The 17,721-nt window shown below is 72.3% G+C and carries 20 protein-coding genes; 11 read left to right on the forward strand and 9 right to left on the reverse strand.

Annotation, left to right across the window (positions count from 1 at the left end):
* Positions 1-7 precede the first annotated feature (7 nt).
* Positions 8-805 carry an enoyl-CoA hydratase/isomerase family protein gene (locus tag AC1DQF_RS10990; RefSeq protein ID WP_477525259.1) on the forward strand — a complete coding sequence of 266 codons (798 nt, stop codon included), beginning with the start codon at positions 8-10 and terminating at the stop codon, positions 803-805.
* Between the two features lie 73 nt (positions 806-878).
* On the opposite strand, the gene AC1DQF_RS10995 is transcribed toward AC1DQF_RS10990, so the two are convergent.
* From AC1DQF_RS10995 to ileS, 6 genes are read right to left on the reverse strand one after another with little or no spacing between them, the layout of a single operon-like run.
* Entirely contained in the window at positions 879-1,628 is a 750-nt protein-coding gene (locus AC1DQF_RS10995) for a M14 family zinc carboxypeptidase (RefSeq protein WP_477525260.1), read from the reverse strand.
* Positions 1,625-2,050 (reverse strand): hypothetical protein, encoded by a 426-nt coding sequence (locus AC1DQF_RS11000; RefSeq protein ID WP_477525261.1) that lies wholly within the window; start codon positions 2,048-2,050, stop codon positions 1,625-1,627. The genes AC1DQF_RS10995 and AC1DQF_RS11000 overlap by 4 nt, the downstream gene beginning before the upstream one ends.
* Before the next feature lie 14 nt (positions 2,051-2,064).
* Positions 2,065-2,349, reverse strand: a complete 285-nt coding sequence (locus AC1DQF_RS11005; RefSeq protein ID WP_477525262.1) for a DivIVA domain-containing protein — start codon at positions 2,347-2,349, stop codon at positions 2,065-2,067.
* Positions 2,350-2,353: 4 nt separating this feature from the next.
* Entirely contained in the window at positions 2,354-3,109 is a 756-nt protein-coding gene (locus AC1DQF_RS11010) for an LOG family protein (RefSeq protein ID WP_477525263.1), read from the reverse strand.
* Positions 3,106-4,209 carry a succinyl-diaminopimelate desuccinylase gene (gene dapE / locus AC1DQF_RS11015; RefSeq protein WP_477525264.1) on the reverse strand — a complete coding sequence of 368 codons (1,104 nt, stop codon included), beginning with the start codon at positions 4,207-4,209 and terminating at the stop codon, positions 3,106-3,108. Before dapE ends, AC1DQF_RS11010 begins: the two co-directional genes overlap by 4 nt.
* 54 nt (positions 4,210-4,263) lie before the next feature.
* The gene (gene ileS / locus AC1DQF_RS11020) at positions 4,264-7,476 is read right to left on the reverse strand and encodes an isoleucine--tRNA ligase (RefSeq protein WP_477525265.1); all 3,213 of its coding nucleotides are present in this window, start codon (positions 7,474-7,476) and stop codon (positions 4,264-4,266) included.
* A 371-nt stretch (positions 7,477-7,847) separates the two neighbouring features.
* Between ileS and AC1DQF_RS11025 the strand changes: the two genes are divergently transcribed.
* The 7 genes from AC1DQF_RS11025 (at position 7,848) to AC1DQF_RS11055 (ending at position 12,060) form a co-directional block, all read left to right on the forward strand.
* On the forward strand, positions 7,848-8,261 hold the full coding sequence (locus AC1DQF_RS11025; RefSeq protein ID WP_477525266.1) for a hypothetical protein: 414 nt from the start codon (positions 7,848-7,850) through the stop codon (positions 8,259-8,261).
* The gene (locus tag AC1DQF_RS11030; protein WP_477525267.1) at positions 8,261-8,458 is read left to right on the forward strand and encodes a helix-turn-helix transcriptional regulator; all 198 of its coding nucleotides are present in this window, start codon (positions 8,261-8,263) and stop codon (positions 8,456-8,458) included. The genes AC1DQF_RS11025 and AC1DQF_RS11030 overlap by 1 nt, the downstream gene beginning before the upstream one ends.
* Positions 8,459-8,548: 90 nt before the next feature.
* Positions 8,549-9,088 carry a DinB family protein gene (locus tag AC1DQF_RS11035; protein ID WP_477525268.1) on the forward strand — a complete coding sequence of 180 codons (540 nt, stop codon included), beginning with the start codon at positions 8,549-8,551 and terminating at the stop codon, positions 9,086-9,088.
* 25 nt (positions 9,089-9,113) lie between these two features.
* Positions 9,114-10,061 (forward strand): 2,3,4,5-tetrahydropyridine-2,6-dicarboxylate N-succinyltransferase, encoded by a 948-nt coding sequence (dapD, locus tag AC1DQF_RS11040; protein WP_477525269.1) that lies wholly within the window; start codon positions 9,114-9,116, stop codon positions 10,059-10,061.
* Positions 10,062-10,064: 3 nt separating this feature from the next.
* Positions 10,065-11,030: a VldE C-terminal domain-containing protein gene (locus tag AC1DQF_RS11045; RefSeq protein WP_477525270.1), complete on the forward strand. Its 966-nt coding sequence runs from the start codon at positions 10,065-10,067 to the stop codon at positions 11,028-11,030.
* Between the two features lie 99 nt (positions 11,031-11,129).
* Positions 11,130-11,459 (forward strand): hypothetical protein, encoded by a 330-nt coding sequence (locus tag AC1DQF_RS11050; RefSeq protein ID WP_477525271.1) that lies wholly within the window; start codon positions 11,130-11,132, stop codon positions 11,457-11,459.
* 76 nt (positions 11,460-11,535) lie between these two features.
* The gene (locus AC1DQF_RS11055) at positions 11,536-12,060 is read left to right on the forward strand and encodes a hypothetical protein (RefSeq protein WP_477525272.1); all 525 of its coding nucleotides are present in this window, start codon (positions 11,536-11,538) and stop codon (positions 12,058-12,060) included.
* 36 nt (positions 12,061-12,096) lie between these two features.
* Here AC1DQF_RS11055 and dapC read toward each other — a convergent pair whose 3' ends face one another.
* Both dapC and fdxA read right to left on the reverse strand, forming a co-directional pair.
* On the reverse strand, positions 12,097-13,185 hold the full coding sequence (gene dapC, locus AC1DQF_RS11060) for a succinyldiaminopimelate transaminase (RefSeq protein ID WP_477525273.1): 1,089 nt from the start codon (positions 13,183-13,185) through the stop codon (positions 12,097-12,099).
* A gap of 56 nt (positions 13,186-13,241) precedes the next feature.
* Complete coding sequence (fdxA, locus tag AC1DQF_RS11065; RefSeq protein ID WP_056925203.1) at positions 13,242-13,568, reverse strand: ferredoxin; 327 nt, start codon at positions 13,566-13,568, stop codon at positions 13,242-13,244.
* Between the two features lie 56 nt (positions 13,569-13,624).
* On the opposite strand from fdxA, the gene AC1DQF_RS11070 reads away from it, so the two are divergent.
* Positions 13,625-14,569, forward strand: a complete 945-nt coding sequence (locus AC1DQF_RS11070) for a GNAT family N-acetyltransferase (RefSeq protein ID WP_477525274.1) — start codon at positions 13,625-13,627, stop codon at positions 14,567-14,569.
* Here the strand turns inward: AC1DQF_RS11070 and AC1DQF_RS11075 are convergent.
* Positions 14,551-15,531: a DUF389 domain-containing protein gene (locus AC1DQF_RS11075; RefSeq protein WP_477525275.1), complete on the reverse strand. Its 981-nt coding sequence runs from the start codon at positions 15,529-15,531 to the stop codon at positions 14,551-14,553. The two genes, AC1DQF_RS11070 and AC1DQF_RS11075, sit on opposite strands and share 19 nt — an antisense overlap.
* Positions 15,532-15,781: 250 nt before the next feature.
* On the opposite strand from AC1DQF_RS11075, the gene aspS reads away from it, so the two are divergent.
* Positions 15,782-17,053, forward strand: a complete 1,272-nt coding sequence (aspS, locus tag AC1DQF_RS11080; protein WP_477525276.1) for an aspartate--tRNA(Asn) ligase — start codon at positions 15,782-15,784, stop codon at positions 17,051-17,053.
* Positions 17,054-17,096: 43 nt separating this feature from the next.
* Positions 17,097-17,721 (forward strand): hypothetical protein (locus AC1DQF_RS11085; RefSeq protein WP_477525277.1); only part of this gene is annotated, 625 nt, incomplete at its 3' end.

Genomic DNA, 17,721 nt, shown 5'->3' on the forward strand with positions numbered 1-17,721 from the left:
TGCGCGCATGACCTCGACCGATCCCGTCCTGCTCGACGTCGACGCCGGCGTCGCCACGATCACCCTCAACCGTCCCGACGCCATGAACGGCCTCGACGTGGCGACCAAGGACCTGCTGCTCGAGACCGTGCTGGGGGTGGCCGACGACCCGGAGGTGCGCTGTGTCGTGCTCACCGGCAACGGCCGGGCGTTCTGCGTGGGCCAGGACCTCAAGGAGCACCTCGCGGGCCTGCGCGGCGACGCGAGCGTGCCCCTCTCCGACACGGTCGAGCGGCACTACAACCCGACCGTGCTCGCCCTGGCGACCATGCCCAAGCCGGTCGTCGCCGCGGTCAACGGTGTCGCGGCCGGGGCGGGCGCGAGCCTGGCCTTCGCCGCCGACTTCCGGGTGCTGTCCGAGGCAGCGGCCTTCAACACCTCCTTCGCCGGGGTGGCGCTGTCCTGCGACACCGGGGCGAGCTGGACGCTGCCGCGCCTGGTCGGTCGGGGCAGGGCGATGGAGCTGCTCTACTTCCCGCGCACCGTGCCGGCCGCGGAGGCCCTCGAGCTCGGGCTGGCCACGCAGGTGGTCCCCGCCGACGACCTCGCCGCCACCGTGCGCGACCTGGCGGCCCGCCTGGCCGCGGGGCCGACCGTGGCGTACGGGTCCATCCGACAGGCGGTCGAACACTCCTCGTCGCACTCCTTCGCGGAATCGCTGGCCTTCGAGGCAGACAAGATGGCCCTCACCGGCGGCACGGCGGACCACCTCGCCGCCGTCGACGCCTTCATGGCCAAGGAGAAGCCGACGTTCCACGGCCGCTGAGCGGGCACTTCCTGGCCGTATCGGCGTACGGAAACGCCCGGTCGGCACGATTGATGCGCAGGGAAGTGCCCGGTCAGCGGTGAGCGCCGAGCACGCCGAGCAGCTGGCGCGGGGCCTCGACGACCATCCGGCGCCGGGGCGGGCGGGCGGCGTACTCGATGGTGAGGGCAGCACCGGCGAAGCGGGCGTTGTACCAACCGGTCATGGTGCCGTGGCAGAGCCCACCGCAGTCCAGCGTGGTCGCCGGGAGCCGGAGCGCACGGGCCAGGCGGCGGGCGAAGCCGGAGTCCTTGGTGTCGGTGTCGACGCCGTTGAGCGGCTGGTGAAAGCTCAGCACCCGGCGCGGGCGCACCTGCCGCAGGAACGCCATCACGGCGCGGGTCTCGGGCTCGCTGGCCGGGCCGGGACCGGACTCGTAGTTGCCGTCGAGGTCGACCCAGTCGTGCGGGAAGTTGCGGTTGAGGTCCACGCCGTGGGCGTTGCGGCGGCTGTGCCGGGCCAGCCCGTCGGGGTTGACCACCGGCACGACCCACAGGTCGATCCCCCGGATCGCACGCCCGTCGCGCAGGCTAGTGAGGATCTGCCGCGTGTGCGGCTCGTTGCCGTGCATCGTGGAGAGCAGTACGACGCGGCGCCTGCCCGGCTCCCCGAGGCGCCAGGCGTGGAGGGGACGGCCCTGGACGGAGTGGCCGATCACGCGGTGCTCGACCACGGCCGCCGGCCGGTCAGCGGCAGGGGCCGCCGCGGTCGCGGTGCCCGCCGACGGGCCCGGCAGGGAGACGAGGAGCCCGGCGCCCAGGACGAGCGCGACGAGGCGCCTCATACCGCGGAGGTGAGGTAGGCGAAGGAGAACACGACGACCCCGACGAGCATCCCGACGTGGGCGAGGACCGAGAGCCAGGGTCCCTTGCTCCAGCTGTCGGTGGCCTTCTCGCCGGCGTGCTTCCCGCGGGTGGGCAGCCACCGCATCAGGATCAGCAGCCCGGCGATCGCGGTGACCCAGAAGAACCCGAGCGCCACGATCCCGACCACCGAGCCGCCGAGGAAGGCGTCGTCGGGGAACGCCAGGAACACCACCCACAGCACCAGGGCCAGCGTCCCGGCGACCGTGTGGACCAGGAGCAGGCGCGAGCTGATCTGGGAGTGCCCGGCGGCGGCGTCGCCCCGGGCCAGTCGCAGCCGGGTCAACACCACGACCACCGCAGCCAGCGGCGTGAGGATGTAGACGAGGATCTCGGTGGACATCCGCGCAGTGTGCCCTAGGTGGGGTCGCCGTCGCCACGCGTGGTGGCGGCCCCGGGGCTGTCGTCCAGCTGCGCGGCGAGCCGCGCGAGCAGGGTGTCCACCTCCGACATCCGGTAGCCGCGGAGCCCGAGCGAGAAGCGCACGCGACGTACGTCGTCGCCGGTGAGCGGGCCGGTCGCCGGGACGCGTACGTCGGGACGGTCGTCGTACTCCTCGGGGAGCGACCCGCCGCGACCGGACGCGACCACCGCGACGCCTCCCATGGCCAGCACGATCAGGATCGCGAAGAGCCACGTCATCGCGTCACTCCGGCCGCTCGGCGGACGGGGTGGGCACGGAGTCGGCCCGGGCCGCGACCATCATGGCGACGGCCTCGTCGACGTCGTCGGTGAGGGTGAGCATGTCGAGGTCCTGCGGGTTGATCTTGCCCTCGGCGAGCACCGTGTCGCGCATCCAGGCGAGCAGGCCGCTCCAGTAGTCGACGCCCATGAGCACGATGGGGAACGAGGTGACCTTCTGGGTCTGCACGAGGGTGAGCGCCTCGAAGAGCTCGTCGAAGGTGCCGAGCCCGCCCGGCAGGACGACGAAGCCCTGGGCGTACTTGACGAACATCGTCTTGCGGGCGAAGAAGTAGCGGAAGTTGATGCCCTTGTCGACCCACTGGTTGAGGCCGGCCTCGAAGGGCAGCTCGATCCCGAGGCCGATGCTGGCGCCCCCCGCCTCGCTGGCGCCCTTGTTGGCGGCCTCCATCGCCCCGGGCCCGCCACCGGTGATGACGGCGAAGCCCTCCTCGGCGAGCCGGCGCCCGACCTGCTCGGCGACGCCGTAGTCGTGGGCGTCCGGCTTGGTCCGCGCGGACCCGAACACCCCGATGGCGGGCCCGAGCTCGGCCAGCGCCCCGAAGCCCTCGACGAACTCGGCCTGGATCTTCAGGACGCGCCACGGGTCTTCGTGGACCCAGGCCGCAGACCCCCGGGAGTCGAGCAGCCGCCGGTCGGAGGTGTCCTCCTGGACCTGACTGCGCCGCTCCAGGATCGGGCCCTTCACCTTGTCCTTCACGACCGCCCACCCGTGACGGCGCCATCCCCGAGCCAGGCCCGTAGCACCTGCTCGCAGCGCTCGATGTGCTCGACGGGCACGTGCTCGTCCTGCTTGTGGGCGAACATCGGGTCGCCGGGCCCGTAGTTGACGGCCGGTACGCCGAGCTTGGTGAACTGGGCGACGTCGGTCCACCCGAACTTCGGGTTGACCTCACCACCGACGGCCTCGACGAACGCCTTGGCGGCGGGCCGGTCGAGGCCGGGGAGCGCGCCGGCGGCCATGTCGGTGACCGTGACGTCGTACCCCTCGAAGAACTCGCGGACGAAGGCCTCCGCATCCGCCTCGCTCCGGTCGGGGGCGAAGCGGAAGTTGACCTCGACCACGCACTCGTCGGGGATCACGTTGCCGGCGACGCCGCCACGGATGCCGGTGGCGTTGAGGCCCTCGTGGTACTCGAGTCCGTCGATGACGGGCTGGCGGGCGACGTAGTCGTTGAGCCGGGCCAGGATCGGCGCCGCCTTGTGGATCGCGTTGACGCCCTTCCAGCTGCGGGCCGAGTGGGACCGCTCCCCCGTGGTGCGTACGTCGACGCGCATCGTGCCCTGGCAGCCCGCCTCGACGCTGGCGTTGCTCGGCTCCATGAGGATCGCGAAGTCGGCCACCACCAGGTCGGGGTCGCTCTCGGTCAGCTTGCGCAGGCCGTTGTGGACCGAGTCGACCTCCTCGGCCTCGTAGAAGATGAAGGTGATGTCGCGGACCGGGTCGGCGATGGTGGCGAGCCGCAGCATGACCGCGTCGCCGCCCTTCATGTCGCAGGTGCCGAGGCCGTGCAGCAGGTCACCGTCGGGGCGCGACTCGCGCCGGGCCGGCAGGTTGTCGTTGAGCGGCACCGTGTCGAGGTGCCCGGCGATCACGACCCGCTCCCGACGACCGAGATCGGTGCGCGCCACCACCGTGTTGCCGCGGCGGGTCACCGTGAGGTGCGCCAGCGGCGTCAGCGCGGCCTCCACCGCGTCCGCGACGGCGGCCTCGTTGTGGGAGACCGACTCGATGTTGACGAGCTGCTCGGTCAGGGTCACGGCGTCGGTCCGGAGGTCCAGGACAAGGTCCAGCGTCATGGCGCCATCCAACCATCCGGGCCCGAGCCCGGACGGCAGGACTGCTCGGCCGGGTCAGGCCCGGGTGACGGAGACGGCGACCGCGGGCGCGTCGGCGTACGCCACGCTCGTGGCCAGCGTCTCCTCGGCGAGCAGGGCCTCGTGGGTGCGCGCCGCGGCCAGCACGTCGGCGGGGCCGGAGACCGACAGGGCGATCCGGTCGCTGACCTGGAGCCCCGCGTCCTTGCGGGCCTGCTGGACGGCTCGGACGAGGTCGCGGGCGGCGCCCTCGGCCTCGAGCTCGGGAGTCAGCGCCGTGTCGAGGACGACGAATCCGCCCCGCGGCAGCATCCCGACCGCGGTCGAGTCGTCGGCTGCGCCGGCCACGGTCTCCAGGGCGTACTCCCCCTCCACCAGGGTCAGCCCGCCGGCGGTGACGGTGCCGTCCTCGGCGACCGACCAGTCACCCGTCTTGGAGCCCTTGATCGCGTGCTGCACGTCCTTGCCCAACCGCGGTCCGGCGGCGCGCGCGTTGACGGTGAGCCGTTGCGAGACGCCGTACGACGCCGCCTCGGGCGCGTCCGTGGCCAGCACGTCGACGACCTTGAGGTTGAGCTCGTCGGCGACCAGCGACTCGAAGCCGGACAGGTCGGCGTCGGCCACGACCGTCAGCCGCGCCAGCGGGAGACGGTTGCGGAGCCCGGCGGCCTTGCGCAGCGCGGAGCCGGCCGAGCAGACGTCGCGGACGGCGTCCATCGAGACGACCAGGTCGTGGTCGGCCGGCAGGTCCTCGGCCTGCGGCCAGTCGGTGAGGTGCACCGAGCGCTCGCCGGTGAGGCCGCGCCAGATCTCCTCCGTGGTCAGCGGCATCAGGGGCGCGGTGACGCGGCAGACGGTCTCGAGCACCGTGTAGAGGGTGTCGAACGCGTCGGCGTCCTCGTCCCAGAACCGCTCGCGGGAGCGCCGGATGTACCAGTTGGTCAGCACGTCGAGGAACGAGCGCGTCGAGTCGCACGCGTTCGCGACCTCGTAATTGTCGAGCTGGTGGGTCATCGCGGCGACGTACTCCCGCAGCTTGGCCAGGATGTAGCGGTCCATGGGGTCGCTGCTGTCGGTACGCCGCCGGGCGTCGTGGCCCTGCCCGCCGCCCGCAGCGTTGGCGTACAGGCTGAAGAAGTACCAGCTGTTCCAGAGCGGGATGAGCACCTGGCGCACCGAGTCGCGGATGCCCTGCTCGGTGACGACGAGGTTGCCGCCGCGCAGGATCGGGCTGGACATGAGGAACCAGCGCATCGCGTCGGCGCCGTCGCGGTCGAAGACCTCGCGCACGTCGGGGTAGTTGCGCAGCGACTTGGACATCTTCTGGCCGTCGTTGCCGAGCACGATGCCGTGGCTGAGGCACGTCTCGAACGCGGGCCGGTCGAAGATCGCGCCGGCCAGGACGTGCATCGTGTAGAACCAGCCGCGGGTCTGGCCGATGTACTCGACGATGAAGTCGCCCGGGAAGTGGTGCTCGAACCAGTCCTTGTTCTCGAACGGGTAGTGCACCTGCGCGAACGACATCGACCCGGAGTCGAACCACACGTCGAGCACGTCGGTGACCCGGCGCATCGTGGACTTCCCGGTCGGGTCGTCGGGGTTGGGCCGCGTGAGGTCGTCGACGAACGGCCGGTGCAGGTCGGGCTCGCCCTCGGCGTTGCGGGGCAGGGTGCCGAAGTCGCGCTCGATGTCCTCGAAGGACCCGTAGACGTCGAGGCGCGGGTACTCCTCGGAGTCGGACTTCCACACCGGCACCGGGCTGCCCCAGAAGCGGTTGCGGGTGATCGACCAGTCGCGGGCGTTCTCCAGCCACTTGCCGAACGAGCCGTCCTTGATGTGCTCGGGCACCCAGCGGATCTGCTGGTTGAGCTCCATCAGGCGGTTCTTGACCGCGGTCACCTCGACGAACCACGACGAGACGCCCTTGTAGATCAGCGGCTCGCGGCAGCGCCAGCAGTGCGGGTAGGAGTGGTCGTAGGTCTCGCGGCGCAGCAGCACCGTGCCGGGGGTGACCGCTCCGCCGGGCTCGCCGCGGGTGGCGGCCTTGAGGTGGTCGATCACGTGCGGGTTGGCGTCGAAGACGAGCATCCCCTCGTACTCGGCGACCGGGAAGGTGAAGCGTCCGTCCTTGCCGACCGGCATGACCGGCTCGATGCCCTCGCGGTCGGTGACGACCTTGTCGTCCTCACCGAAGGCGCCCGCGGTGTGGACCAGGCCGGTGCCGTCCGTGGTCGTGACGAACTCGGCCGGCACCAGCCGGAAGGCCCGCTCGTGACCCAGGTAGTAGGAGAACGGCGGGGTGTACGCGCGACCCACGAGGTCGGCGCCRAGGTAGCGGCCGACGACCTGCGGGTCCTCTCCCAGCTCGCGGGCGTACGACGCCAGCCGCGACTCCGCGAGGAGGTAGCGGGCCGTGGTGTCGGTGCCCCCGACGGGCGCCTCGACGACGACGTACTCGATGTCCTCTCCGACCATCACCGCGAGGTTGGACGGCAGGGTCCATGGGGTGGTGGTCCACACCAGGGCGAGCACGCCACCGAGCTCGTCGTCCTCTCCGAGCGACTCGAGGCGGACGCCGACGGTGACGGCCGGGTCCTGGCGGACCTGGTAGACGTCGTCGTCCATGCGCAGCTCGTGGTTGGACAGCGGGGTCTCGTCGTTCCAGCAGTAGGGCAGGACGCGGAAGCCCTCGTAGACGAGGCCCTTGTCGTGCAGCTGCTTGAAGGCCCACATGACCGACTCCATGAACTCGGGGTTCATGGTCTTGTAGTCGTTGTCGAAGTCGACCCAGCGTGCCTGGCGGGTCACGTAGTCGCGCCAGTCGCCGGTGTACTTCAGGACGGACTCGCGGCAGGCGGCGTTGAACTTCTCGATGCCGAGCTCGTGGATCTCGTCGGTGGTCTTGAGGCCGAGCTGGCGCATCGCCTCGAGCTCGGCGGGCAGGCCGTGGGTGTCCCAGCCGAAGCGGCGCTCGACCCGCTTGCCGCGCATCGTCTGGTAGCGCGGGATGAGGTCCTTGACGTAGCCGGTGAGCAGGTGGCCGTAGTGCGGCAGGCCGTTGGCGAAGGGCGGGCCGTCGTAGAACACGAACTCGTTGTCGCCGTCGGTGCCGGCCTTGCGCTGCTCGACGCTCGCAGCAAAGGTGTCGTCGGCGTCCCAGTAGGCCAGCACGGCCTCCTCGATCGCCGGGAACGTCGGCGCGCTCGGGATGGTGGTGGCGTCGGTGTGGCTGACCTTGGGGTACGTCATGGGTTCTCTCTCGTCTCGCTGGTTGAGGAAGGACGGAGTCCTGTCTCGAAACCACGAGGACGACTGCGCCGACTTCTCGGACGCGACCGCGGTACCACCTCGCTTGCGCCGCCTCCCGGCGGTGCCACTCGTTGCTGGCTGTGACGGGCCACCCGTCCGGTTCTAGTGAGCTCATCGCCGGTGCGCGACGGCCGTTCTTCCGAAAGGCTCGCCGCTGATGACGGCTCAGACGCCTGTGCCGCGATCGTACGGCGCGGGGTGAGGAGGGCGCGAATCAGAATCGAGACGTGTCAAAGAAACTTGACAGAGACGCGTCGTTCACCCATCCTCATGTCAAAGAAGTCATACACCACACCGCACGGGGAGCCCTCATGACCAGCACCGAGACCGACCGCAGCAGCACCACCCGTCGGGCGGTCGCGGTCGGCGCCGGGCTCGTCGGCGCCACCGCCGTCGGGGCCGTCGCCGCCTGGGCACGCACCGATGGCTCCGATGCCGTCACCTTCACCGTGTTCGCCGCGATGAGCCTGCCCTTCATCGCCGCGCTGGTCGCGATCGTGCTGGACCGTACGCCGTACCCCGAGCGCGACGCCGACTCCATCGAGTCGCAGTGGACGACCCGGGCGAGCAGCGGCGCGTTCTACGACACGATGGTGGCGATGGGGCTGGCGACCTTCGCCTCCTCGGTCCTCGACACCGCCGCGCTGCCGAGCTGGGCCTTCCTGCTCCTCGGCCTGGTCGACATGAGCACCCGGCTGGTCCTGCTGCAGCGCCGGGAGGGCTGATGGACAACCGCCTCAGGGCGTTGCGCGAGGACGCCGGCCTGTCACAGGCCGAGTGCGCGGACGCCCTGGGGGTGTCCCGGCAGACCGTGATCTCGATCGAGAAGGGCCACTTCGACCCCCGCCTGTCGCTGGCCTTCCGGATCAGCCGGCTCTTCGCGGTGCCGGTCGACGAGGTCTTCGTCCCCGACCGGGACTGACCGAGCCCGACCGGGACAGACCGGGAGCGGCGGGCCCCGAGTCCGACAACCGCGTTGCGGCCACGGGCGGCGACGCGGTTGGGTGGGGCCATGACGGAGATCGGCTTCAACGGCATGTGGCTGCCCCAGGACCAGGACCCGCGGATGAACGAGACCACGGCGCGCGGCGAGCGCGCCGTGCTCGCGGAGTACCTCGAGCACTACCGCGCCACCCTGGAGATGAAGTGCGAGGGCCTCACGCCCGAGCAGCTCGGCACCCGCTCCGTGCCCCCGTCGCGGATGTCGCTGCTCGGCATGGTGCGGCACTTCGCCCGGGTCGAGCAGTCGTGGTTCCGCCGCATCCTGGAGGGGCAGCACGACCTCGAGCGGCACTTCCAGCACGAGGACGGCGGCTTCGAGTTCGGCGAGCCGACCCAGGAGCTGGTGGACGCCTCGTTCGTGCTGCTGCGCCAGGAGGTCGCCCACGCCCGGGAGGTGCTGGAGCGCACCGACCTCGACGCGCTGGTGGACGTGCACGGCGACGAGATCGAGGTCCGCGACGTGGTGGTGCACATGATCGAGGAGTACGCGCGCCACTGCGGCCACGCGGACCTGCTGAGGGAGTGCCTGGACGGCCGGACCGGGCAGTGAGGCACGACTCCGTAGTCTTGCCGCCGTGACTGACTCCGCTGCCCGTCCCGCGTGGGGCCACGGCCTGGTGACCCTCGACTCCGCCGACCACGTCCTCGACGTCTGGTTCCCCGCCCCCGCCCTGGGTGAGCGCGCGGGCCAGGGCGTGCCCGACGCCCTGGTCGCGCTCGCCGGGCCGGACGACGCCCGCGGCACGCGCCGCGAGCTGCGGGCCGTGGAGATCGCCGACCTCGGTGCCGCCCCGGCCACCACCGAGGACGTGTGGCTGCGCCTGCACCTGCTCTCCAGCCGGCTGGTCCGGCCCCACGAGATCTCCATGGACGGCGTGTTCGGCCTGCTCACCAACGTCGTGTGGACCAGCGCCGGGCCGTGTGCGGTGGAGGGCTTCGAGCTCACCCGCGCCCGCCTCCAGCGCGAGCGGGGCCACGTCACGATCTTCGGCGTCGACAAGTTCCCACGGATGGTCGACTACGTCCTGCCCTCCGGGGTCCGGATCGCCGACGCCGACCGCGTCCGCCTCGGCGCGCACCTCGCCAGCGGCACCACCGTCATGCACGAGGGCTTCGTCAACTTCAACGCCGRCACGCTGGGCGCCTCGATGGTCGAGGGCCGGATCTCGGCCGGCGTCCTGGTCGGCGACGGCTCCGACATCGGCGGCGGCGCGTCGATCATGGGCACCCTGTCGGGTGGCGGCAAGGAGGTCGTCTCCGTCGGCGAGCGCTGCCTGCTGGGGGCCAACGCCGGCATCGGCATCTCCCTCGGCGACGACTGCGTCGTCGAGGCCGGCTGCTACGTCACCGCCGGCACCAAGGTGACCCTGCCCGCCGACGACGGCAAGGTCGTCAAGGCCCTCGAGCTCTCGGGCGCCAGCAACGTCCTGTTCCGTCGCAACTCGGTCAGCGGAGCGATCGAGGCCGTGCCGTGGAAGCGCGAGGGCATCGCCCTCAACACCGCGCTCCACGCCAACGACTAGCGCATGACCCGGCTCGGCAGGGCCGTCGTCGCAGGTGTGGTCGTGGTCCTCGTCTTCGTCGGGGTCGGCGTCCTGGTCGACCGCGACGGTGGCACCCTCTTCGCCTCCTCCGGCTGCACCGCCGAGGTCGAYGGCCTGGTCGTCGACCTGAGCCTGGAGCAGGCGGAGAACGCCGCCCTCATCGCCGCTGTCTCCGTCCAGCGCGGGCTGCCCGCGCGCGCCGCCAGCATCGCGCTGGCCGCGGCGTACCAGGAGTCGGACCTGCTCAACATCGAGCACGGCGACCGGGACTCGGTGGGCCTGTTCCAGCAACGCCCGTCCCAGGGCTGGGGCACGGTCCAGGAGATCCTCGACCCCGTCCACTCCATCAACGCCTTCTACGACGCGCTGATGCGGGTCGACGGGTACGAGGCGATGGAGATCACCGTGGCTGCCCAGGCCGTGCAGCGCTCCGCCTTCCCGGAGGCGTACGCCGACCACGAGGCCGACGGGCGCGCGCTCGCCTCCGCGCTCACCGGCAACCACGAGGCGGCCTTCTGGTGCGAGACCCCGGGCGACGCCGAGGAGGCCAGCGACCGACTCGACGACACCGGTCTCGTACGCCGCGCGGCCACCGTCCGCCAGGACCTCGAGGCGGCCTTCGGCCCGCTCTCCCTCGGGGGCTTCCAGCCGGGCGGCGTGTCGTCGGGGCACATGGAGGGCTCGGCGCACTACGAGGGCCGGGCCGTCGACGTGTTCGTGCGGCCGATCAGCGCCGCCAACACCAAGCGCGGCTGGGCGCTCGCCCACTACCTGGTCGCGCAGGCGGACCGGCTGTCGATCAACACGATCATCTTCGACGACCGGATCTGGCGGGCCGGGGCGCGCAGTGACGACGGGTGGACCGACTACGACGTGCCGTCCTCCTCCCGGGGCGACCGGGCGATCCTGGAGCACCGGGACCACGTGCACGTCGACGTCGCGGACTGACCCCGGGCGCCGTCGCCGCCGGCTCCGACCGGCTCCGACCGTCGCGGGCCTACCATGGCGCGACCCGGTGCTCCGACCGGCCCATCGCGAGGACCAGACATGGCCAGCTTCACCTCGACGCTCTACACGATCGGCACGGCCCTGAGCAGGGCCCAGGACGCCGAGGTGGCCGTCGACCTGCTCGTCACCGGCCAGTGGATCCACGGGCGCGTGAGCGCGCTCGACGGGCACGGCGTGGTGCTGCACGGCGAGGACGACGAGCTCTCCATCATCCGGATGCAGAGCATCGATGCGGTCAAGGTGCGCCAGGCCGCCGTCTTCGAGGGGCGGCCCGAGGTGGAGGCGGGCGGTCACGAGGACGCGGCCCAGCCCATGCCGAGCGGCCAGGCCCATCCGATGCCGGCCGCGCCCGGCGACCGGGCGGTCTGATCCACCCCTCCCCAAAGTGGGTACGTGCATGCGGCGTCGGCGGACGGCGGGACCCTCCGGTCCTAACGTCCCGGCCATGCGCAACTCGACTCTCTACACCATCGGCACTGCCCTCTCCCGGGCCCAGGGAACCGGCGTGAGCGTGGACGTGCTCGTCGCCGGCCAGTGGCTGTCCGGGCACGTGAACGCCCTGGACGGGCACGGGCTCGTCCTCCATCGCAACGACGGCGTGCTGTCGGTCCTGCGCATGGAGAGCATCTCCGCCGTCCAGGTGCGGCACGCAGAGGCGTTCGAGGAACGCCCCGAGGTCGAGCAGCATCAGCCGGAGGACGGCGCACACCCGATGCCGGCTGCTCCGGGGGACGCCTGGGTCAGCGACAGCGCTGACCAGGTCGTGGACCCGTCGGCGCGGCCCACGGTCGTGCCCCTCCCCCGGCGCGGTGACGCCTCCCGGTCCGTGGTCCGGCCCCCGAGCGCACCCCTCGAGAGGCCCACCGTCGGGCCGATCGTCGCCCCGCACGCGGTCCCGTCCGAGGGGCTGCACACCATGATGCGCTCGCGGCGGCCGCTGTCGGAGGCGGACGTGACCTCCGCATCGTGAGGCGAGGCGCGGCGTGCTCCCGAGGCGGCGTGCGCCTCAGGCGGAGAGCCGCGCGACCGCTGCGTCGATGCGCTCGTCGGTGGCCGTGAAGGCCACGCGGACGTGTCGGCGACCGGCCGGGCCGTAGAACTCGCCGGGAGCGACCAGGATCCCGAGGTCGGCCAGGGCCGACACCGTGGCCCAGCAGTCCTCGTCGCGGCTGCTCCACAGGTAGAGCGACGCCTCGGAGTGCTCGATGCGGAAACCCGCGCCCTCCAGCGCCTCGCGCAGCCTGGCGCGCCGGGCGGCGTACCGGGCGTGCTGCTCGACGACGTGCGTGTCGTCGTCGAGCGCCGCGATCATCGCGCGCTGCTGGGGACCGGGCATCTGGAGCCCGAGGTTCTTGCGGACCGCGAGCAGCTCGCCGACGAGTGCCGGGTCCCCCGCGACGAACGCGCAGCGGTAGCCCGCGAGGTTGGAGCGCTTGGAGAGCGAGTGGACGGCCAGGATGCCCTCGTGGCTGCCGTCGCAGACGTCCGGGTGCAGCACCGAGACCGGCGTCGTGTCCCACGCGCACTCGAGGTAGCACTCGTCGGAGACGAGGATCGTGCCCCGATCACGGCACCACTCGACCACCTTGCGCAGGTGCTCGACGGGCAGCACCCGGCCCGTCGGGTTGGACGGGCTGTTGAGCCACAGCAGCCGCGGCACCTCGGGACCGATCGCCGTGAGCGAGTCGGTCGCGATCGCGCGGGCTCCCGCCAGCGCGGCGCCCACCTCGTACGTCGGGTAGGCCAGCTCGGGGTAGGCGATGAGGTCGCCCGGACCGATGCCGAGGTGCACCGGCATCGAGCCGATCAGCTCCTTGGAGCCGATGACCGGCAGCACCGCATCGAGGCCGAGGCCGGTGACGCCGAAGCGGCGACCCAACCAGCCGATCGCCGCCTGGCGGGTCGCCTCGAGGCCGATCGTGGTGGGGTAGCCAGGCGAGTCGGCAGCCTCGGCGAGCGCCCGCTGCACGACCTCGGGCGTGGGGTCGACGGGAGTGCCGACCGACAGGTCGACGATGYCGTCCGGGTGCGAGCGCGCGCGGGCGGCGTGCTCCGTGAGCTTGTCCCACGGGAAGTCCGGGAGGCGCCGCGACACAAGGGATCGGGGGTTCCGAGAGGGCCGCTGCGCGACCTCCTCGACCTCCGACGGGATCACTCGTCGTGCTCCTGCGGGGGCAGCGCGGCGACGAGCGGGTGGTCCTTGTCGATCTCGCCCATCTTGGCGGCGCCACCGGGCGAGCCGAGGTCGTCGAAGAACTGGACGTTAGCCTCGTAGTAGGCCTTCCACTCCTCCGGGGTGTCGTCCTCGTAGAAGATCGCCTCCACCGGGCAGACCGGCTCGCAGGCACCACAGTCGACGCACTCGTCGGGGTGGATGTAGAGCATGCGCTTGCCCTCGTAGATGCAGTCGACGGGGCACTCGTCGACGCACGCGCGGTCCTTGAGGTCGACGCACGGCTGGGCGATGACGTAGGTCACCGGGTCCTCCTGGAGGCAAGGGATGGAGCGAACGTGACCACTCTAATATCCTCGTCATGTCCTCGACGCCGGAACCCCACCTCGTGGGCAGGCACCTGCTCGGGCCCCACGTCGTCGGCCAGCGGGTGGTCGTGCGCCACGTGGTGCGCGGGGAGACCGGTCCCACCGGCGGGCCCGCCCTCAACGACGTCCTCGGGGTCTGCCTCGCGTGGGGCACGGGGCGCGACGGGGTCGTGCTCATCGACTCGGTCCACGGCCCCGTCCGGGTGCCGGTCGCCGACATCGTGTCCGGCAAGCCGGTCCCGCCCCGCCCCTCGGTGCGGCACCGCGACTCCCCGCGCGCCGTCGAGCTCCACACGCACGTGCTGTGGCCCGACCTGGTCGCCGAGCCGCTCGGCGAGTGGGTGCTGCGCTGCGCCCCGGCCCACGACGGACGGTTGCGGCGGCGGGCCAACTCGGCGCTGGCGATGGGCGACCCCGGCCGAGCGCTCGAGGAGGCGGCCGGTGCCGTGCAGGCGTGGCACCGCGACCGGGACCGGGAGCCGATGGTGATGGCCGTCGCCGGCTCCGAGGTGGAGTCCGGTCTGCGGGACCTCGGCTGGCGGGACCTGGGCAGCGGGTCGGCGCACTGCCAGGTCGCCGGGGTCGCCGGGGCCCTGCGCGCCTGCGGCGCCACGTCACGAGATCCCCATGCCCCGACGACGGAGCGCTACGCCGAGGAGGCCGACCGGGTGGTGATCGAGCTCGGTGACGGCACAGCGACCGGCCGGGCGACGCTGGACGGCGACTGGGTGGTGCTCGACGCGGTGGCGGTCGAGGTGGACCACCGGCGGCGAGGACTGGGCACGCAGGTCGTGGCCGGGCTCCTCGACTGGGCGGCCTCGCGCGGGGCGCGCACCGCCATGCTCCAGGTGGAGACCGACAACCCGGGCGCGATCCGGCTCTACCAGCGGCTGGGGTTCGTCACCCACCACACCTACCGCTACCTCGTGGCCGACTGACCGCCCGCCTGCGGGCGCGAGAAGAGTCGCTGCGCCCCGACCAGGACCCGGTTCCACACGGCGCGCAGGAGGAGCAGCACCAGCACACCGGCGAGCAGCATGCCGAAGAGGTTGACCCCGAGCTGCGCGATCGAGCCGCGCATCTCCGAGGGCGCCCAGGTGCCGATGGCCAGGGCCAGGTTGCCGGCCGCGGGGACGGTGGTGACCGAGATGAAGACGCCGACCATCGCATTGGCCCGGGCCGTGGAGAGGGCCAGGACGCCCGCGGCACCGGCGATCAGCGCGACGATGAACGACCAGCGGTCGGGGTGCCAGATGAAGCCGGTCTGGGGTCGGGCCCGGGTGACCATCTCCGGGGTGACGAGGCCCGTCAGGTTGGCCACGAAGCTCAGCAGGGCCACCACCGCTATCGCCACGGCGAAGCTCATCACCAGCAGGCGCAGCGCGCGGACGGTCAGGCCGCGACGGCCGAAGACCATCCCGGTCGCGATCGCAGCGACCGTGCCGAACTCCGGCCCGACCACCATCGCGCCGATGACCAGCACGGCCGAGTCGGTGATCACCGCGATCGCGGCCAGCAGCGTCGCCAGCACCAGGAAGACGTGGAAGGACACCGTGGGCCGGCTCGCGGTGTAGGCCTGCTCGATGACCGCGTCCCAGATGACGGCGTCCTCGGGGTCGCCGGGAGCGACGGCCTCGAGCCGTCGGGCGCCGGCGAAGGGCGTCGCGGTCGGCGTGGTCACCACGATGCCGCCCACCTCGTCGAGCGCCAGCGCCTTGAGCCGGGTCAGCACCTCCCCCACCAGCTCGCGCGCGACGTCGCACTCCACCAGGTCGCCCACCGGCGACCGGGACGCCCCGACCTGCACGGTGAGGTTGGCCGAGCGGTCCTGGCTCTCCAGCAGGTCGACCACGTCGTCGCTGAGCTCGGTGGGGACGGTGAGCCGCAGGTGCATGAGCATGGGGCGAGTGTGCCGCACGTCGGCGACGCGACCGGTGCCCGCAAACGATGTGCACGAGGGGCGTCGGGGGCCCTAGCATCGGGGTGACGTCCGCGGGACCTGACACCTCTCCTGCACACCTGCAGCGCAGCGGCCGTCCGCGCGTCCGGCGTGTCCGACGAGAGGCCGGGGTCGACCCGGCAAAGGTGTGGTGGCACCGCGACCTAGCCCCCGCCCACACCTCCAGGGCCCAGTCCACCTGGAGGTCGCCATGAGATCGCTCTGCACATCCCTGCCCACCCTCGCGCCCGGGTCCCCGGTGACGCTGGAGGGGTGGGTCCACCGCCGGCGCGAGCTGGCGAAGATCACCTTCCTGGTCGTCCGCGACCGCAGCGGCCTGGCCCAGGTCGTGCTGCCGGYCGGGAGCGTCGTACCTCCCGAGGAGACGACGGTCCGGGTGACCGGCACGGCCACCTCCAACCCGCAGGCGCCGGGCGGCGTCGAGGTCACCGAGGCGGTGGTCGAGGCGCTCACCGAGCCCGCCGAGACCCCGCCCGCCGAGCTCTGGCGCCCGCACCTGGACGTCCAGCTGCCCACGCTCCTGGACCACGCCCCGGTGCTGTGGCGCCATCCCGCCCAGCGCGCCCGCTGGGAGCTGGCGGCCGCGTCGCTGCGCGGCTTCCGGTCCAGTCTCGACGCCCACGGCTTCACCGAGGTCACCACCCCGAAGTTCGTGGAGTCGGCGACCGAGTCGGGCTCATCCGTCTTCGCCGTGGACTACTTCGGCCGACCGGCCTACCTGGCCCAGAGCCCGCAGTTCTACAAGCAGCAGCTCGTCGGCGTCTTCGAGCGCGTCTACGAGGTCGGGCCGGTCTTCCGGGCCGAGCCGCACGACACCGTGCGCCACCTCGCGGAGTACCGCTCCCTCGACGTCGAGCTGGGCTTCGTCCGCGACCACCGCGACGTGCTCGCGGTCCTGCGCGAGGTGCTGGCCGAGATGGTCGCCGGCATCGGTGAGCACGCCGCGACGGCGGTCGAGCGGACCGGCGCGCGGGTGCCGGAGGTGCCGGCCGAGATCCCGGTCATCCACTTCGCCGACGCGCTCGCGCTGGTCGGGGCACCCGCGGACGAGCCGGACCTGGCCCCCGAGCACGAGCGGGCACTCGGGGCGTGGGCGCTGGAGGAGCACGGGTCGGACTTCCTGGCGGTCGAGGGCTACCCGATGGCCAAGCGGCCCTTCTACACCCACCCCCAGCCCGACGACCCCCGCTGGTCCAACAGCTTCGACCTGCTCTTCCGCGGCCTCGAGCTGGTCACCGGTGGTCAGCGGCTGCACCGGCCGAGCGACTACGACGCCGCGATCCGCGCGCGCGGCGAGGACCCGGCCGACTACGCGGCGTACCTCCAGGCCTTCCGACACGGGATGCCGCCGCACGGCGGCTTCGCGATCGGGCTGGAGCGCTGGGTCGCCCGGCTGGTGGAGGCGGCCAACGTCCGGGAGGTCACCCTCTTCCCGCGCGACCTGCACCGGCTCACACCCTGACGGCTGCGCGCGCGGCTGACCGCGAGGCGTGTTGGATGGCGCCATGGGCATCGCGGAGCGCACCACGTCAGCCACCGGCGCCGACCGGGCCCGCCAGGTCGTCGTCACGCTCGCCGAGGTCTTCTGCATCGTGGGGACCTTGGTGGGCGTCGGCGTGATCGGCACCCGGGTCGAGGAGTCGTCGGGTGGGGCGCTGGCGGCCGACGCCACGCTGCTGGCGCCGCTGGGGCCGGCCTTCTCCATCTGGTCGGTGGTGTACGCCGGCCTCGCGGCGTACACGATCTGGCAGTGGCTGCCGTCGGTCACCGCCTCGCCGAGGGCACGCGCCACCGGCTGGCTGGCAGCGGCCTCGATGGCGCTCAACGCCGCCTGGCTGCTGGTCACCCAGCAGGGCTGGCTGTGGCCGAGCGTGGTCGTGATCCTCGCCCTGGTGCTGGTGCTCGGCCTGCTGGTGCGGCGCCTCGCCGACCTCGGCGCACCGTCGGCGCTCGCCGAGCGGGTGGTCGTCGAGGGGACCTTCGGGCTCTACCTCGGCTGGGTCTGCGTGGCCGTCTGCGCCAACGTCACGGCCACGCTGGTGGCCGAGGGCGTCACCCCGTCGTCCCCACTTGCCGACCTGGTCGCCGTCGCCGTGCTGGTGGTCGTGGTCGGCGTGGCCGCCCTCGTGC

The sequence above is a fragment of the Nocardioides sp. P4_G4 genome (assembly GCF_056401085.1).

What these genes read in the sequence shown, in the direction of transcription:
- AC1DQF_RS10990 (WP_477525259.1), top strand. Translation starts at nt 8, where the DNA reads ATGACCTCGACCGATCCCGTCCTGCTCGACGTCGACGCCGGCGTCGCC.
- AC1DQF_RS10995 (WP_477525260.1), bottom strand. Translation starts at nt 1,628, where the DNA reads ATGAGGCGCCTCGTCGCGCTCGTCCTGGGCGCCGGGCTCCTCGTCTCC.
- AC1DQF_RS11000 (WP_477525261.1), bottom strand. Translation starts at nt 2,050, where the DNA reads ATGTCCACCGAGATCCTCGTCTACATCCTCACGCCGCTGGCTGCGGTG.
- AC1DQF_RS11005 (WP_477525262.1), bottom strand. Translation starts at nt 2,349, where the DNA reads ATGACGTGGCTCTTCGCGATCCTGATCGTGCTGGCCATGGGAGGCGTC.
- dapE (WP_477525264.1), bottom strand. Translation starts at nt 4,209, where the DNA reads ATGACGCTGGACCTTGTCCTGGACCTCCGGACCGACGCCGTGACCCTG.
- AC1DQF_RS11025 (WP_477525266.1), top strand. Translation starts at nt 7,848, where the DNA reads ATGACCAGCACCGAGACCGACCGCAGCAGCACCACCCGTCGGGCGGTC.
- AC1DQF_RS11030 (WP_477525267.1), top strand. Translation starts at nt 8,261, where the DNA reads ATGGACAACCGCCTCAGGGCGTTGCGCGAGGACGCCGGCCTGTCACAG.
- AC1DQF_RS11035 (WP_477525268.1), top strand. Translation starts at nt 8,549, where the DNA reads ATGACGGAGATCGGCTTCAACGGCATGTGGCTGCCCCAGGACCAGGAC.
- AC1DQF_RS11050 (WP_477525271.1), top strand. Translation starts at nt 11,130, where the DNA reads ATGGCCAGCTTCACCTCGACGCTCTACACGATCGGCACGGCCCTGAGC.
- AC1DQF_RS11055 (WP_477525272.1), top strand. Translation starts at nt 11,536, where the DNA reads ATGCGCAACTCGACTCTCTACACCATCGGCACTGCCCTCTCCCGGGCC.
- AC1DQF_RS11070 (WP_477525274.1), top strand. Translation starts at nt 13,625, where the DNA reads ATGTCCTCGACGCCGGAACCCCACCTCGTGGGCAGGCACCTGCTCGGG.
- AC1DQF_RS11075 (WP_477525275.1), bottom strand. Translation starts at nt 15,531, where the DNA reads ATGCTCATGCACCTGCGGCTCACCGTCCCCACCGAGCTCAGCGACGAC.